Source organism: Bacillus sp. FJAT-42315 (genome assembly GCF_002797375.1).
Taxonomy (GTDB): domain Bacteria; phylum Bacillota; class Bacilli; order Bacillales; family Domibacillaceae; genus Bacillus_CE.
In genome coordinates, this window is the sequence record NZ_KZ454941.1 from 2,283,650 (window position 1) to 2,299,281 (window position 15,632).

General features: G+C 40.4%; 13 protein-coding genes. 2 read left to right on the forward strand and 11 right to left on the reverse strand.

The features are described 5' to 3' along the window. Positions 1-1,305 (reverse strand): purine/pyrimidine permease, encoded by a 1,305-nt coding sequence (locus CEF22_RS11180; RefSeq protein WP_332849170.1) that lies wholly within the window; start codon positions 1,303-1,305, stop codon positions 1-3. Between the two features lie 170 nt (positions 1,306-1,475). Between CEF22_RS11180 and plsY the strand changes: the two genes are divergently transcribed. After that, positions 1,476-2,057 carry a glycerol-3-phosphate 1-O-acyltransferase PlsY gene (gene plsY, locus CEF22_RS11185; protein WP_100402943.1) on the forward strand — a complete coding sequence of 194 codons (582 nt, stop codon included), beginning with the start codon at positions 1,476-1,478 and terminating at the stop codon, positions 2,055-2,057. A 58-nt stretch (positions 2,058-2,115) separates the two neighbouring features. On the opposite strand, the gene CEF22_RS11190 is transcribed toward plsY, so the two are convergent. Beyond that, the gene (locus CEF22_RS11190) at positions 2,116-4,077 is read right to left on the reverse strand and encodes a FapA family protein (protein WP_100402944.1); all 1,962 of its coding nucleotides are present in this window, start codon (positions 4,075-4,077) and stop codon (positions 2,116-2,118) included. A gap of 164 nt (positions 4,078-4,241) precedes the next feature. Here CEF22_RS11190 and CEF22_RS11195 point away from each other — a divergent pair, with 164 nt between their 5' ends. Further along, positions 4,242-4,538 carry a HesB/YadR/YfhF family protein gene (locus CEF22_RS11195; RefSeq protein WP_095479355.1) on the forward strand — a complete coding sequence of 99 codons (297 nt, stop codon included), beginning with the start codon at positions 4,242-4,244 and terminating at the stop codon, positions 4,536-4,538. Between the two features lie 34 nt (positions 4,539-4,572). Here the strand turns inward: CEF22_RS11195 and CEF22_RS11200 are convergent, their stop codons facing one another. The 9 genes from CEF22_RS11200 to CEF22_RS11240 all read right to left on the reverse strand — a co-directional run bounded on the left by CEF22_RS11200 (position 4,573) and on the right by CEF22_RS11240 (position 15,609). Further along, positions 4,573-4,875 (reverse strand): hypothetical protein, encoded by a 303-nt coding sequence (locus CEF22_RS11200; protein ID WP_100402945.1) that lies wholly within the window; start codon positions 4,873-4,875, stop codon positions 4,573-4,575. After that, positions 4,875-5,315: an acyl-CoA thioesterase gene (locus CEF22_RS11205; RefSeq protein WP_100402946.1), complete on the reverse strand. Its 441-nt coding sequence runs from the start codon at positions 5,313-5,315 to the stop codon at positions 4,875-4,877. The genes CEF22_RS11200 and CEF22_RS11205 overlap by 1 nt, the downstream gene beginning before the upstream one ends. 242 nt (positions 5,316-5,557) lie before the next feature. After that, positions 5,558-5,701 carry an FbpB family small basic protein gene (locus CEF22_RS11210; RefSeq protein ID WP_094835274.1) on the reverse strand — a complete coding sequence of 48 codons (144 nt, stop codon included), beginning with the start codon at positions 5,699-5,701 and terminating at the stop codon, positions 5,558-5,560. A gap of 154 nt (positions 5,702-5,855) precedes the next feature. Continuing rightward, positions 5,856-8,576, reverse strand: a complete 2,721-nt coding sequence (acnA, locus tag CEF22_RS11215; RefSeq protein ID WP_100402947.1) for an aconitate hydratase AcnA — start codon at positions 8,574-8,576, stop codon at positions 5,856-5,858. A gap of 190 nt (positions 8,577-8,766) precedes the next feature. Beyond that, a complete protein-coding gene (locus CEF22_RS11220) occupies positions 8,767-11,301 on the reverse strand; it encodes an AAA domain-containing protein (RefSeq protein WP_100402948.1) in 2,535 nt (844 codons plus the stop codon). Positions 11,302-11,323: 22 nt separating this feature from the next. After that, positions 11,324-11,701 carry a dihydroxyacetone kinase phosphoryl donor subunit DhaM gene (dhaM, locus tag CEF22_RS11225; RefSeq protein WP_095479351.1) on the reverse strand — a complete coding sequence of 126 codons (378 nt, stop codon included), beginning with the start codon at positions 11,699-11,701 and terminating at the stop codon, positions 11,324-11,326. Further along, on the reverse strand, positions 11,698-12,321 hold the full coding sequence (dhaL, locus tag CEF22_RS11230) for a dihydroxyacetone kinase subunit DhaL (RefSeq protein WP_100402949.1): 624 nt from the start codon (positions 12,319-12,321) through the stop codon (positions 11,698-11,700). The genes dhaM and dhaL overlap by 4 nt, the downstream gene beginning before the upstream one ends. A 19-nt stretch (positions 12,322-12,340) precedes the next feature. Next, positions 12,341-13,333, reverse strand: a complete 993-nt coding sequence (gene dhaK / locus CEF22_RS11235) for a dihydroxyacetone kinase subunit DhaK (protein WP_100402950.1) — start codon at positions 13,331-13,333, stop codon at positions 12,341-12,343. Between the two features lie 122 nt (positions 13,334-13,455). Further along, positions 13,456-15,609: a DNA topoisomerase III gene (locus tag CEF22_RS11240; RefSeq protein WP_100402951.1), complete on the reverse strand. Its 2,154-nt coding sequence runs from the start codon at positions 15,607-15,609 to the stop codon at positions 13,456-13,458. Positions 15,610-15,632: the final 23 nt, after the last annotated feature.

Below are 15,632 nucleotides of genomic sequence, written 5' to 3' on the forward strand. Positions count from 1 at the left end.
TTAGTTTCCTGCTTTCGATTGTTTTCTATGAAAAAAGATTAACCACTGTTCAACAATGATAGCGACGAGCGTCCCGAAGATAAGGCCATTGTTTAAAACGGACGTCACAGCTACAGGAAATTCCGTAAATGCAGCGGCAGGAACAAACATCGCACCTACACCAGTTAATAAGGCAATACCGCTGATCATTCTTGATCGATCTTTGTTTGTTTCTTTATCTAGCTCAGCAAAGGCAAAGCCGGCCATTTTTGAAAAAATAACGAAGGTCACCGCATAGCCGACAGGTGCTGGTAACGAAGCGAGAACATTCATCGCTGGAGGACAAATGCTTAATAGAGCGATAAATACTGAACCAACTAAAAACGGCTGAATCGAGGCATTTCTCGTTTGAGCCACAAAGCCGGCTGCCCCTGAAATCGGAACCGAACCAATAGCAGATAAACTTCCACCGATAAGCTGATTCACTCCAGCGGCAAAACCAGCACCGCGATAGCTTGCTTTTTGTTTCGAACCTGTCACTTGTGTAATTACTTCTTCCATTACTCTGATGGAAGCAATCATATTTGCTGTCAATAATAGCGTAATAAACAAAGCAGTGACAATCGTTCCTGAATCAAATAAAGGTGATCCGAAAACAAAGAATTGAGGAAGTTGAATCCAACCTTGGCCATGACCTGTAATGGCAGGAGCTTGCCCTAGCGCAATAAAGATTAGCCAACCACAAGCGAAAGAAACAATGACAGAATATTGCCGTATCCAATTGAGCCGATGGGCAGAAAAATAATACGCAAGCACAAGTGTAATCAAACTTCCCACCATGACCATCGGTTGAATGACACCTGCTTCATTCGGCAAACCAAGCATCCCTTTCATAAACGAACCACTTAATTGCAAAATGAGTAGAAACAAGTACACAAACGTAACTGTCGGCGTAAATAAAGTGGCCATCCGATTTAAAAGACCGAATGCTGCTAACACAATAAAGAAAATACCTGAGACGATCATCCCGCCTTCTAAACTGCGTAATGCCTCTGTATCAGTTGCATAGATGGTGCCTGCAAAGCCGGCATAAATCGCAAACACGCCCCACCAAAGTCCAGCTGGCCCCTCACTAATCGGCAAGCGATGCCCAAATAGCGCTTGAATCAGTCCCGAAACTCCTAGCACAAACATTGTTCTTTGCACAAACATCGCTGTGTCTACTTCAGAAAAGCCGAACAACCCAGCAATAGCGATCGGTGCGACAAGGGAACTGGCCAGCATAAAGGTCGCCCATTGTAATCCACTAACTAATAATTTCATCATTCCACCTATTTCTTAAAAAATTAACAGTAATCACCTATTCAATTATTAAGGGTACGCCATATTTTTCAATCAAGCAACGAAAAGTTCTCCTATTCTGCTTGCATGCATGGTAAAATAAAAAGCACATGTGTTACTTTTTATCATGATAAGTGTTTAAAAGGGGTAGATCTATGCTTACCGGAATGATTATTATACTATCTTATCTGCTTGGTTCCATCCCATCAGGATTAATTATCGGCAAACGTTTTTTCGGAATCGATATCCGGGAACATGGAAGTGGAAACCTCGGTGCGACAAATTCTTTTCGCACGTTAGGTGTCAAAGCCGGGCTGATTGTCACTTTCGCGGATATTTTAAAAGGAACGGTTGCTACGTTGTTGCCCTTATGGTTGGGCTCTACGTTAGACCCTCTTATTGCAGGTACTATTGCCGTCGTCGGGCATATGTTTCCTATTTTTGCAGGGTTTAGAGGTGGAAAAGCGGTTGCCACGTCAGGAGGAGTACTGCTCGCCCTTCAACCTGTGATGTTTTTAGTGTTAGTGCTTTCTTTTTTTACTACTTTATATTTTTCAAAATATGTCTCATTATCATCGATTATTGCAGCTATCACAGCCATCATCTATTCCTTTATTCTAGGGAATACATTACTTATCGTCGTAGTTGCTACACTTGCATTTTTTGTTATTTTCAGACATCGTGCAAATATTAAACGAATCAGCAACAAAACTGAACCTAAAATTAAATGGATGTAATCATAACATGAAAAGACTACCCCAAAAGTAGGAAATGACTCCTTTTGGGTAGTCTTTTTTAATAGTTAGTTCCTATCTTTAGCTCACCTTCCTCATCTAAATGAGCATTGACTAGACTTGTCTTCTTTAAAAATATGTGCTTTTTCTTTCCTACATAAATCACTGTATCGATATGAGCAATACTTAAAATAATACGACCTTTTTCAGAAACCTTGATGACGGTAGGCACACCAGACTCCGAGCCTGCTTCTTTTGCCTGAACTACATTTTCAGCTTCAATCGTTCCCCCTTTAATATAACCAGTAATATTTATATCTCCACCCGATTTTAATGTAGAATTATATACACCTTGCCCCCAAATCATAATATCTCCACTGCAGGATATTTGACTGTTGATGGCATAAGGAATAGAAATAAATACATTCTCATCTGCCGGCGTAGAGTAATAATGAAGTAAATGTTCCGCTTCTTTAGTCACTTGTTTCATCCTATGAGGAGACATGTTCTTCATATTTTTCGTCGTAAAAGTAAGGTACAATTGATTGGCCAACTGAATCCAATCTTTCGAAAGCGCATTTTGATGTTTCGAAGTCTCTCGAACAAAAGATTTAATAGCTATAGGCAGCTGTTTAAAATTATTATCGATTAATAATTGAATCGCTTGATGAATTTCTACTTCACTCACTTCTTTAGAGACTTGCTGAAGCCTTAATAAAACGGATTGTAACGCAGTATCAAAAATCATTAGTTGCTCAACAACTTCTTCAAGCTGTTTTAGCAAGACCTCAGCCATGAGATGGGTGTTCCCGGAGTTCACGACCGCTGCAAATACATTCTTTTGAATAATCATCGATTTATTAGCAAATAAAGAAGCACCAGATACTTGCCCTTTTACTTCAATATCTCCTTCTGCTTCTACTTTCATTTTCTCCTCAATCTTTCCAGAGATTTCAATATCCCCTTGAAAACGCAAGTTTCCACTAGAAATATTAACATCCCCTTCATGCAAAAGGCGATTTAACACTTCCATCTTGACTGTCATCCCTCTTGTTTCTACATGTAATCGTCCGGACATAGAAGAGTAGATATCTTGATCCTTCTGATACATCCCATTACCAAGGTGGACGGATACTTCGTGCACAGGCTTAGGTTGTATAACATTCCCCTTTACATCCATACCAGGTGTACCTGGCTTGGGCGGTAGGATCGTAGCTACGCACTGATCCACTCTAACTTGTGGAATCGATCGCGTTTCACGAAAATCAACTTTTCCAAGCTGATCAATTTCAGGCGGTGTCATACCAATTTTATAGTCAACATAGAAATCAACTTGACCATCTGTTCCCTCTGTCGGCTTCTTTCCTGTTGCTAGTGTAACCTCCTCGTCAGCTAATACATCTATCGCGTATAAGATATTTTCTTCATTCATACCGAACGTAATGCCTTGGCGCTCTAATTCATGAGTGATCATCTCTTTCGTTAATTCATTAAAATGGCTAACCTCCTCATAGACAGATAAACGAACTGTCGAACTCGATGGATGATCATTGACTTTATATATGATTTGCTCTCCAGTCTCTATGAGTACGCTCGCCTTCATTTTGTCGTTATCGACTGTAAACTTATAAACAGGGTCCTTCTTTTCAACAATCGACTTGATCGTCACTTGATCTGTTGACGAAACAATGGCCGTATTCTCAATTAATTCATCATTTATGTATACTTGCAGTTTCGGATGAGGAACGAGTACGATATCTTCAGGTCCTAAGGAATGAATGGCAAACTGTTCATTTTCAATTCCAGCTAAAGATCTTTGTAATGGCTCATCTTCTATCATCGGCATTTCTTCTCGAACTGTTACATTAACAATAGCTTGTTTTTGCTTTAATCCAAATAATTTAGAAGTAGGGTGCTGCAATACTTCAACCGTTACTTGCTCTCTTAATACATGTAATTCAGCTAACGCTAATCGAATAGCTTCATCTACTGTGTTTGCCTTTTTCTTGATCGTTTTTAACATAATACACCTCTTCAGCTTATTATTATTTATATCGGCGCCTATATCTATCGCATTAGTTATAATTTTCAAAACACTACTTTATTACTATGAAAAGACCGAAAAAAGTATATTAATTATCAAATTTCTTCTCAACATGATAAACTAAAAATTGAGGTGAAGTGATTATGAACATTTTTATCGATTCGCAAGCTCTGTCTTGGTTTAAACAGGAAGTGGAAATCCAATCAGGAGAATTCGTTCGGTTTTTCGTTCGGTATGGAGGATCAAGCCCACTTCATGATAGTTTTTCATTAGGTTTGACAAAAGAAGAGCCTATAGAAGTTGGAGCGAAACAGGAATATGATGGTGTTACTTTTTTCGTTGAACAAAAAGATCTTTGGTTTTTTGACGGACATGACCTTCATGTACATTATAATGAGAAATTAGATGAACCCGAATATACATACGTGAAGCCTGAATGAAAAAAGCGAAAAGGATGAGATTTTCCTTTTCGCTTTATAGTTGAAATTTAGTAATATGATCTATTAATCCTTCTTTTTCTAATATGGTTTTTTGTCGCTCTCCTAATAGATCATAATGGGGATAATTCATTTTTCGATCATCAATCCACTCTTTTGAAAGTCCGTATTGTTTTCCCCACTCAGCTAGCTGATTCATATTGCGACAGCCAACTTTGGTGACTGTTTTGCAACATGGAAAGCGATCATCTAGCCAGTAATGAGTTAGAAACGCAAGCTCTCCCCGATTAATCGCCCGTTTCCACTCCAATACATCTTTTTTTGTTATGCCAAATGCCATTATTTCTTCTCTTCACATGTAGTCTTTTTTTGATTAGCCTCATAAGCTTGATGCCAATCTGGAAACACCTTTTTCATTGAAATCGGTCTAAAAGTATCTTTTTTGACGATCGTATGTATACTCTTTCCTGTCACACAGACTTCTCCTTGATCATTTTTGATTTCATAGCCATAGGTTGTACGGACGCCTGAATATTCTTCAATCCATGTATACACCCATGCGTAATCACCATATTTAAAAGGTTTTTTATATGAAAGCTGAATATCAAGCACCGGAGATACATACCCCTCTTTTTCCATATCCGCATAGTTAAATCCTAGATCTTCAATTAATTGTGTCCGTCCAAGCTCGAACCAAACGACATATTGTCCATGATATACGACTTGCATCGCATCCGTTTCTGCATAACGCACTTGTATTTCTTTTTTAGATACCAACATCTCATCATCTCCCCTTTCTCTTTTACTGGAAGCTATAAACTCTCGGCACTCTCAGTATATATGAGTGCTGAAATAAAATAAAGTGAACCTGCCTCGTGCAGGCTCCAACAGATGAGACGCTGATGAGATGAATCCACTTAACTCTAAGACAAAAGCTACCCTATGTAATGTACTAGACATTATATAAGGCAGCCTGATGGTTTTTTTATGTATGTAACAAAATCACTCGGTTTGATATCGTATTATTTAGCTTGAGACAATAATTTTCTTTCGTGTTTTTCTGCTAGTCTGTCTTCAATCGCTTTCATCGCTGCTGGATTATTCATCAGCTCACGTTTGTTTTCTTTCACCAAGTCAGCAAACGTCATTTTTCTCGCTTTTCTCATAAACGGCACACCTCCTTCCCAAGTCTTATTATGAGCATTTTAACCTAAAACACAAGTGTTTATACCGAATTTTCAAATAATTTTAACGAAAAATTTACATATACACAAACAAGAGACCAGTATAGGCACTGATCTCTTGCGTTGCTATGCACAATTATGCATTGATATTTTGTAATTTTCCACGAAGCACCATTTGTAAAATGCCGCCGTGACGGTAGTAATCTACCTCTACATCTGAATCAAAGCGAGCAAGTGCTTGGAATTCTTTCTTGTTGCCTTCCTCATCTGTAGCTGTAACAGTAACGATATCACGAGGTTTCACATCATCTGTTAAATTAACTTCGATCACTTCTTTACCTGTTAAGCCTAGAGTTTCTGCATTTTCGCCTGCTTTAAATTGAAGTGGTAGCACACCCATCATCACTAAGTTTGAACGGTGAATACGCTCATAACTTTCTGCGATAACTGTTTTCACGCCAAGAAGGTTCGTACCTTTTGCCGCCCAGTCACGAGAAGATCCCATTCCGTAGTCTTTACCAGCTAAAACAGCAAGGCCTGTGCCATCTGCTTGATACTTCATGCACGCATCATAAATTGGCATGATCTCACCAGTAGGCCAATACGTAGTGAATCCACCTTCTGTACCAGGTGCCACTTGGTTACGAATACGGATGTTGGCAAATGTACCACGCATCATCACTTCATGGTTTCCACGACGAGAACCGTAAGAGTTAAAGTCACGAGGTTCTACACCTTTTGAACGTAGGTATTTACCAGCAGGTGTATCTTTACCAATTGCTCCCGCAGGAGAGATATGATCTGTCGTAACGGAATCGCCGAATTTACCCATTACACGCAAACCTGCAAGTGGTTGAATTTTGTCAGGTGTAGCCGACAATCCTTCAAAGAATGGAGGATTTTGAATGTATGTTGAATCGTCATTCCAGCTATATAAAGCTTCGTTACTTGTTTGAATTTTGTTCCAGCTTGGGTTGCTGTCGAATACGCGCTCATACTCTTTACGGAATACTTCAGGAGTCACTGCACGTTGAACAACTTCCTTCACTTCTGATGTTTCAGGCCAAATATCTTTAAAGAAGACATCATTGCCGTCTTTATCTTTTCCGATTGGATCTTTAGCAAAGTCGATATTCACTGTACCAGCTAATGCATAAGCAACAACTAACGGCGGAGAAGCTAAGTAGTTCGCTTTTACTAGCGGATGAATACGTCCTTCAAAGTTACGGTTACCTGAAAGAACAGATGTCACTAAAAGATCTGAATCAGAAATCGCTTTTTCGATCTCATCTTTTAATGGACCTGAGTTACCGATACATGTCGTACAACCGTAACCAACTAGGTTGAATCCGATTTTCTCCATATATCCTAATAGTCCAGCATCACGCAAATAGCCAGTTACAACTTTAGAACCAGGAGCTAAAGATGTTTTTACGTATTTAGGCACTTCAAGACCTAATTCAACAGCTTTTTTCGCTACTAAACCAGCAGCAAGCAATACGTAAGGGTTCGATGTATTTGTACAAGATGTGATCGCTGCAATCGCTACCGCACCTGTTTTCATTTCTACTTCTTCACCGTCAGCAAATTTGACAGCTGCTTGTTTATCCAATTCATCTGCAGATAATCCGAAACCATGGTTGCCAGCTGGACCACTTACAGCTTCTTGGAATGCCTTTTGCATGCCAGATAGTGGGATTAAGTCTTGTGGACGTTTCGGACCAGATAAGTTTGGCTCAATTTCAGCAAGGTTTAATTCCACAATATCTGTGTATACAGGTTCTTCGTTATCAGCTGTGAAGAACATACCGTTTTCTTTCAAATATTGCTCTACAACTTTAATATGACTTTCTTCGCGACCTGTTAGACGCATATAGTCTAATGATTCAGAGTCAACTGGGAAGAAACCACAAGTTGCTCCGTATTCTGGTGCCATGTTGGCAATTGTCGCACGGTCAGCTAATGGAAGCTGAGAAACACCAGGGCCGAAGAATTCAACGAATTTACCAACTACGCCTTTTTGACGAAGCACTTGAGTCACTTTAAGCGCTAAGTCTGTCGCAGTTGCTCCGTTTGGAAGTTCGCCTGTTAATTTCACACCAATTACTTCAGGGATTGGGAAATATGAAGGCTGTCCAAGCATACCTGCTTCTGCTTCAATTCCACCGACACCCCAACCAAGAACACCGATTCCGTTGATCATTGTTGTATGAGAATCTGTTCCTACTAATGTATCTGGATACGCTTCAAACTCACCATTCGCTGTTTCTACCGCATGGACAACGTTCGCTAAATACTCAAGGTTTACTTGGTGAACGATACCAGTTGCTGGTGGAACCGCACGATAGTTATCAAATGCTTTTTGAGCCCAGCTTAAAAATTCATAACGCTCTGCATTACGCTCAAACTCAAGCTCCATGTTTTTATCTAATGCTTCAGGTGTACCATAAGTATCAACTTGAACGGAGTGGTCAATAACTAAATCCACACCGATTTCTGGGTTAATGACATCTGGATTGCCACCCATGTCGGCCATTGCTTTACGTAAAGAAGCAAGGTCAACGACAACTGGAACGCCAGTGAAATCTTGTAAGATTACGCGTGAAGGCTTGAATGGCACTTCTGCTTCTTTCACATCGGCAGAGCCCCAGTTTGCTAAATTTTTAACGTGCTCATCTTTAATTACATAGCCATCATGTTGGCGAAGTACTGATTCTAAAAGGACTTTCACGGAATAAGGCAGGCGAGAAACTTTCGCCACACCAGCTTCTTCTAAAGCAGCTAAACGATAGTAGTTGTAACGCTTTCCTTCAAGCTCAAAACTAGAACGGGCATTGAACACATCATTTTTTGTCATCCCGATTCCCCCTCTTTTCTTAAATATGTAGACAATGGTAAAAAAGTTTAGTATAAAGTCAAAACTTTTCACACAATTTCATCATAATACAATCTTTTACATAAGTAAATAACAAGAATTGAATCGGAATTGATAAGTTTTTCTTATATCAAAATAAAGGAAATAGCGATATTGCTTATCAGTCTATCGATCACTCCAAAAACTGAAAAGGAAGGATCTCTTGATCGCCGCCTGAACAAACCGCTGCTATTTTCTCTCCAGTCCACTCCGCATGAAGCGGCGATTGACAAGTCTTACATTTAGCATCAACCTTTGACACATAATCTTGCAACATCTGTTTAGAAAGAAACTCTCCGTGTTCACAATGGCTACACTCGACCCTAATATATTTCTTCTTTGTCGTTCGAAGCGTCCATTTATTTAAACAGATAGGACAACGAGTATATAGATCGATATACTCATTTAATGATTGTTCTTTCGCTAACGTAAACGACCGTTCCTTTGTTGATCGGAACAGATTTTTTAACTCTAAACGATTATTTTTCGTACTAAAAATTTTTAAGAAATGCTGAATAAAGGACCGACATTGCAAACGAACATTTGGCGTATGTTCTTTCCTTAAAGGAGCCCCTAGCCAAAAGATGTTGGAGTCAATGATGATAAAAGGGAAAGGAACAGCTTCTGCGACTAGCTCTACATTAGAAAAAGGCACTTTCTTTAGCTTGCACACTATTTTTATGGAACATTTTGATTGTTGCTTCTTAATGACGCTCCAAAACCGTTTATCCGGTTTCGACTTTGGTGGCAATCCAATAACAATCGATCTTTTTGCCTTCATCATATCCGTTAACCAAAGGGTATCTTCGCTGTTTAGTGCTTGTGTAACGACTGTGTTTGCTGCATCTCGCTTATTAAACAATTGCTCAGGCTGATACGGTTGTTTTGTCGCTTCAAGGTAGTGAATGAGTCTTCTTAACTTTTCATGAGGAGCCATTGTTTTTTCGAAAAAGGATTGATTGGCCAATAAAATAAATTTTCCTTTCGCTCGCGTCATCGCCACATTCATTAACCGCTCACTCTCTTCTCCTCTAAGCAACCCTCCTGAAATGAGCTGAGGGGGAGCATCTACCGCATCAAAAATAATCATTTCCCGTTCAGAGCCTTGAAATTTATGAACAGTAGCAGCTGTGAATGACTGATTGGCCCACTCCTCACTAAAGAGCTCCGCTAAACAAGCGTTCATTAATTGAGTTTGTATACGGTAAGGAGAGATAAAACCAATCGTTTGAATTCCTGAAGCCTTAGCTTCTGCAAATAGTTGAAGGGCGATGAATAACGAGGTGAGATTGTATTTCGATGTAGAATACTCTTCTTTTAAAGCAGTTGGCCATGAACGACTCGTATCAACAAAAGCGATAGCTTCTCCTGGGAATGGCGCTTTTAAGGCGATCGATTGCCGTTCTATTTCTAAGGAGGGAGCATCTTTAACTTTCCCATTATAAAACTCTTTATTCGTAAAGGCGGAAATATCAGGGTGCATTCGTCGTTGAACGTTCAACATAAATAAATGGGGGTGCCCTTGGCTAGAAGCCGAATTTTTTTCAATGCCAGAATGATAAAAAATATCGTGCCTTAACCATTTACGTACGAGTGGATGCGGGCTCACTGCAATTGGAGGTAGTTGTTTAAAATCTCCACAAACAACCGTATGCTGTCCAAGCGTAGCAGCAAAAGCAAGCTGCGGTGTAAACGCCATACTCGCTTCATCAATAATGACAAGGTCAAAGTCATTTTCATAAATAAACGGATCAATCGCTGCTTTAGACAGCGTCACGCCAATGACAGAAGCCCTCTCAATCGTTTGTTCACGCTTTTCCTGCCACTCTTTGATCGCTTGTTTCTGATCTCTTGCGCCGGTTTCGTTGTGGTGCATTTGGTTGCTCATTTTTTGCTGCACATATTGTCCGTACAAAGTAGGGTGTCGCTCTTCTACTAGTTTGTCTGGAAGCATTTCATTTAATTCAGTGGCTTGTGATGCACTTGTATGGCTATAACGAATGATATCTCCTGCATGCCATTTATCTCTGCTTTTTAAAAAATGCATCAGCTCGATTAAAACGACATCCACAGCGGCATTGCTATGCGAAACAATAAGCACTTTCTTTTTATTAACATAATGTCTAGCGGCAATTCTTGCTAGCGTAAACGTTTTTCCTGTACCAGGTGGACCCCATATGTAAGTGACAGGGTTATATTGGGCCCGTAAAGCCGCTTCGTGGACCGAATTTTTCACCTTGTCTTTCGGATGCTGATCAGGCATTGATGGATGAATCAGTTGTTTCATACGAGAAACACCCTTTGCTGTTTCACTTGCTTCTTGTAAACGGTCAGATAGCTTCTGTAACAATTCCCATGGCTCGCTAAACAACTCCGCCTCCTCAATGTTGTCAGTGAGGAACGTTTGTAATTCGATCGTGATTTCCTTCCCGTAACAAGCAATGACCGTTCCTTTCATTTGTTCATTGGCCGTTTCTATTCGAACCTGCACTCCTTCTGGCAATCGCATGTCTAACAGACTTTTAAAGTGATAAATTGCCTTGTCTGAAGAGCTTTCGATGCACTCTCCCTCCATTAAGGGAAGACCTCTTCCCCCTTGTTTTTTTAATTCTCTTATTTCTAATGATAGGGCATCGTCCCATTCCGCTACTACCTTTTGCCAATTCATGTTGTCACTCCAGTACTAGTACTTAACGTAAATAATAACTCTCAATTTCTTCTTTAATGGCTAATACTTGTTTTCCTAATCCCGCTTCTACAGCCGCAATATAGCTACCTTCAATTAACGGTGCATCTACAAGATACACATTGGAAACGCCACTGAGTTCTACCGCTAACTCGCCGTTCATTTTCGCTGAACCGAGGTCATAAAACATTAAAACTCCCGCTTCGCTGTTCGCCTCTGCAATTGCCTGCTGTATTTTTTCTAAGCTTGTGCCAATTCTTCCATCCTCTGTTCCACCCGCGCAAGCAACAATGACCTCTTTTTCTACTTGCCGAATCAATTCATATAAACCAGCTACAATTTGTTTACTATGTGAAATTAACACAATGCCTACTTTGCTCATATTGATTGCTCCTTTAAAACATCTGTCAACGCCATCAAAAGATAATAGGAGGAAGTCGCTCCAGCATCTAGATGACCGATCGATTTTTCTTTATAGTAAGCGGCCCTTCCTTTTGTGGCCTGCATCGTCTTTGTTTTGTTTTTCGCTTCGATTAATACATCAGACCACTCTTCCACGCTCCAATCTGTTTGAGCTGACAAGTAACGAGCAAACGGGGCCCATACATCAATCAATGTCTTTTCATTTTCGGTCGATTTCCCCCGATGCTGTAAGGCCTTGACCGCTTCATTGACTGCTTGCTGAAACAGGGAAAAGGGAACCGCTTTTTCATCCGTCATCGCTACAGCCATTTTTAATAAGGCAGACGCATATAATGGACCAGCCGCTCCGCCAATTTTGGACAAAAGCACCATCGCTACATCCTTTAATACTGCTCCAGGTGTTTCGTATGTTCGGCTATCCAACTGCTCAATAGCTGCTCGAAAACCGCGCGCCATATTAATTCCATGGTCACCATCACCGATCATTTGATCAAGCTCCGTTAAATACTCATGATGTTCTTGGATCGCATCATTTGCTTGTTTTATCCATAAAACAACCGAGTCTGTTGTTAATCTCATCCTAGTATCCTCCTTTCTCTTAACTTTTAAAAGCTGGTGCATCACTCGGCGCTAGTAACAATTCTTTTAATTCCTCATCTAATTGAAATACAGTCAGTGAGCAACCGGCCATTTCCAGCGATGTCATATATTCGCCGACAAATGTTTTTGCGACTTGAAACCCCTTATCTATCAGTAATTGCTGAACGGTGCGATTTACGATATAAAGCTCCATCATCGGCGTCGCTCCAAGTCCATTTATCATCACTGCTAGCTCTCCCCCTGCTTGGAAGACCTTTTCCTGTAACACAGCTTCTACTAACGCTTCAGCAATCTCCGCAGCGGATGTTAACGGCTCTCGTTCTAAACCAGGCTCTCCATGAATACCCATTCCTAGCTCCATTTCATTGTCACCGATCAAAAAGCTTGGCTTTCCACTCATTGGAATCACACAAGGAGATAACGCCATTCCTATCGAGCGAATCCGTTCAATCGCCCGTTCGCAAGCCTGTTTAATTTCTGAAAGAGAAGCTCCTCTTTCAGAAAGAGCACCGGCAATTTTATGTACGAATACCGTTCCAGCGATCCCTCTTCGTCCCGTCGTAAACAGACTATCCTCTACTGCGACATCATCATTCACAATCACTGTTTCTACTGAAATGCCATCCATTTCAGCTAGTTCGGCGGCCATCTCAAAATTCATCACATCGCCGCTATAGTTTTTAATAATTAATAACACGCCCGCACCCGTGTCAACCGCTTTCATAGCTGCCAAAATTTGATCCGGGGCAGGAGAAGTGAATACTTCTCCTGCCACCGCCGCATCCAACATACCTTCACCTACATAACCAGCATGAGCCGGTTCATGCCCGCTTCCCCCGCCACTAATAATGGCCACCTTCCCTTTTTTCAAATGTTTGCGCTTAATGACAAAGTGGTCAGCCAAAAGCTCAACACCATCAGGATAGGCTACAGCAAATCCTTCTAACATTTCCTTCACTGCATTTTCCGGGTTGTTTATCATCTTTTTCACTCGTCTTTTCCCCTTTTAATCTGATCATAGATTTCACCAATTTCAATTGCACCTTATTTAACCTTTTCTATTTTAATCAAAGGATCTTGCTCCGGTTTAAATAAAATATCTTTAAACTTGACTCAGTCATTTTCAAAAATAAAATGAATTTTATTTTCTTCCTTTTTATACTCAAGAGCGGCCTGAAATGTTTTATCCCCTTTTTTAAAGCCTTTGATGACGCTTGTTTTGCCACCTTCTAATAACTTCTTGGCGTTCGCTTGTGAAATCGTTTTGCCAAGGATCTTTTTCGAAAGAGTGAAATCGCATTTCGTTTTGGCGTAGTTTCCACATCCGTAAAAGGTACTCTTGTCAACGACTTGTCCTCCGCATTTCGGACATTTCCCTACCGGCTTCCCGACAGATCGCTTGCCAGTTTTTCTTTGAATCGAGCTTGTATCGAACTCTTCGAACGTCCAATTATTTGAAGTTTCAATAGCATCAGAAATGATTTTTGCTGTTAACTTTTTCGTCTGTTCCATAAAAACAGCAGGAGAGGCTTTCCCTTCACCAATTTCCGCTAATCGCTGTTCCCACTTCGCTGTCATTTCTGGAGATGCTAAAATTTTATCACCGATTGCCTTAATTAACACTTTTCCTTTATCAGTTGCAAACACTTGATTTTTGTTTACATCGATATATTTTCTGTCCTGTAGCATCGTAATAATGCCTGCTCGCGTCGCTTCCGTCCCAAGACCTTCTGTTTTTTTGAGCACTTTTTCTAACTCATCATTCTCTAAATACTTGCCGGCTGTTTTCATTAATGTAATTAATTGACCTTCTGTGTAGCGCTTGGGCGGTTGCGTTTTTCCTTCCTTCACTGTTACTTCTTCTACAATTCCCGATTCTCCTTCAACAAGAGGAGGTAAAATCACGTCCTTGTCCTCATCCTTTTGAAAGATCACTTTACGATACCCTTCTTGAATTTGTTGCTTCCCTTTTGAGATGAAATCCGCTCGCCCGTCTACTTTCGTTTGCACCGTCGTATAGTCAAAAATCGCTGGATCGTAATGAGCAGCAATTAAGCGTCGAACAATTAAATCATAAATATTTCTTTCATCTGCCGACAGCTTATCGGGGTCTTTCACCTGCTCCGTCGGAATAATCGCATAGTGGTCGGATACCTTTTCTTCATTGACAAACCGTTTATTAGAAGCAAGCGAGGCATGAGAGGTTGGGAAAAATTGCTCATATGCCGAAAACGCAGCTAACTTCTTTAATATCTCTGGAAACGTATCTGCTTCCCCTTGAGTGACATAAGTAGAGTCCGAACGAGGGTAAGAAATGATTCCCTTTTGATAAAGTGATTGAGCAAGATCAAGCGTTTTTTTAGGAGAATACTTATAGGCTTTGTTAGCGGTCGCTTGAAGGGAGGAAAGATTGAATAGAAGCGGGGGCTGAAACACTTTTCTTTCTTTCTTTAATTCTGTTACTTCCGCGCGTTTACCTTGACAAAAAGCGGCAATCTTTTGAGCAAGCTCCTGTTGATTTAAACGAGACTCACCATCTTTTTCCCACTTGCCTTCGTATCGCTTTCCATCAATATTAAATTGAGCAATCACTTCCCAAAATGGTTCTGAACGAAATTTCTCAATTTCATGCTCACGCTTCACGATCAAGGCAAGGGTGGGAGTTTGCACTCTTCCTGCTGAGAAAACATCATTGATTCCATACTTTTTCAATAAAATACTATAAGCTCTTGATGCGTTCATCCCAACAAGCCAATCCGCACAAGCTCTTGTGTAGGCTTCAAAGTATAAATTCTTCGTGTTTTCTCCATCCAATAAGTGTTCAAACCCTGTTTCAATCGCTTTTTTTGTCAATGAAGAAATCCACAATCGTTTCATCGGCTTATTGACTCCACTTAAATGAATAATGTTGCGAATAATTAATTCCCCTTCACGTCCAGCATCACCGGCGTGAATAATTTCGGTTACTTCCGGGCTTCTCAACAGCTTCTTCACAAGGTTAAATTGTTTAAATTTAGACTTAGCGATTTCATATTGAAACTTTTCTGGAATGATGGGTAAAGTATCCAATGTCCACTTTTTCCAAGATGCTTCATACGTTTCCGGTGGACAGAGCTGAGTTAAATGACCAATGGCCCAAGTGACGTACGCTCCTTTAGGAAATAGCCGATTCGGTTCAATTTCTAAATAACCTTCCCTTTTCTTCGCTTGGAATGGTGAAGCAAGCGTGCGGCCTTGGTCTGGTTTCTCCGCAATGATAATCTTCATGTTACCTCTCCCTATCGTTGCAT

Bases quoted from the DNA above. Each gene is read 5' to 3' on its own strand.
- CEF22_RS11200 (WP_100402945.1), bottom strand. From the start codon at position 4,875: ATGGCATTTGGCATAACAAAAAAAGATGTATTGGAGTGGAAACGGGCG.
- dhaM (WP_095479351.1), bottom strand. From the start codon at position 11,701: ATGAGCAAAGTAGGCATTGTGTTAATTTCACATAGTAAACAAATTGTA.
- CEF22_RS11190 (WP_100402944.1), bottom strand. From the start codon at position 4,077: ATGTTAAAAACGATCAAGAAAAAGGCAAACACAGTAGATGAAGCTATT.
- plsY (WP_100402943.1), top strand. From the start codon at position 1,476: ATGCTTACCGGAATGATTATTATACTATCTTATCTGCTTGGTTCCATC.
- CEF22_RS11210 (WP_094835274.1), bottom strand. From the start codon at position 5,701: ATGAGAAAAGCGAGAAAAATGACGTTTGCTGACTTGGTGAAAGAAAAC.
- dhaL (WP_100402949.1), bottom strand. From the start codon at position 12,321: ATGAGATTAACAACAGACTCGGTTGTTTTATGGATAAAACAAGCAAAT.
- CEF22_RS11205 (WP_100402946.1), bottom strand. From the start codon at position 5,315: ATGTTGGTATCTAAAAAAGAAATACAAGTGCGTTATGCAGAAACGGAT.
- acnA (WP_100402947.1), bottom strand. From the start codon at position 8,576: ATGACAAAAAATGATGTGTTCAATGCCCGTTCTAGTTTTGAGCTTGAA.
- CEF22_RS11220 (WP_100402948.1), bottom strand. From the start codon at position 11,301: ATGAATTGGCAAAAGGTAGTAGCGGAATGGGACGATGCCCTATCATTA.
- CEF22_RS11180 (WP_332849170.1), bottom strand. From the start codon at position 1,305: ATGATGAAATTATTAGTTAGTGGATTACAATGGGCGACCTTTATGCTG.
- CEF22_RS11240 (WP_100402951.1), bottom strand. From the start codon at position 15,609: ATGAAGATTATCATTGCGGAGAAACCAGACCAAGGCCGCACGCTTGCT.
- CEF22_RS11195 (WP_095479355.1), top strand. From the start codon at position 4,242: ATGAACATTTTTATCGATTCGCAAGCTCTGTCTTGGTTTAAACAGGAA.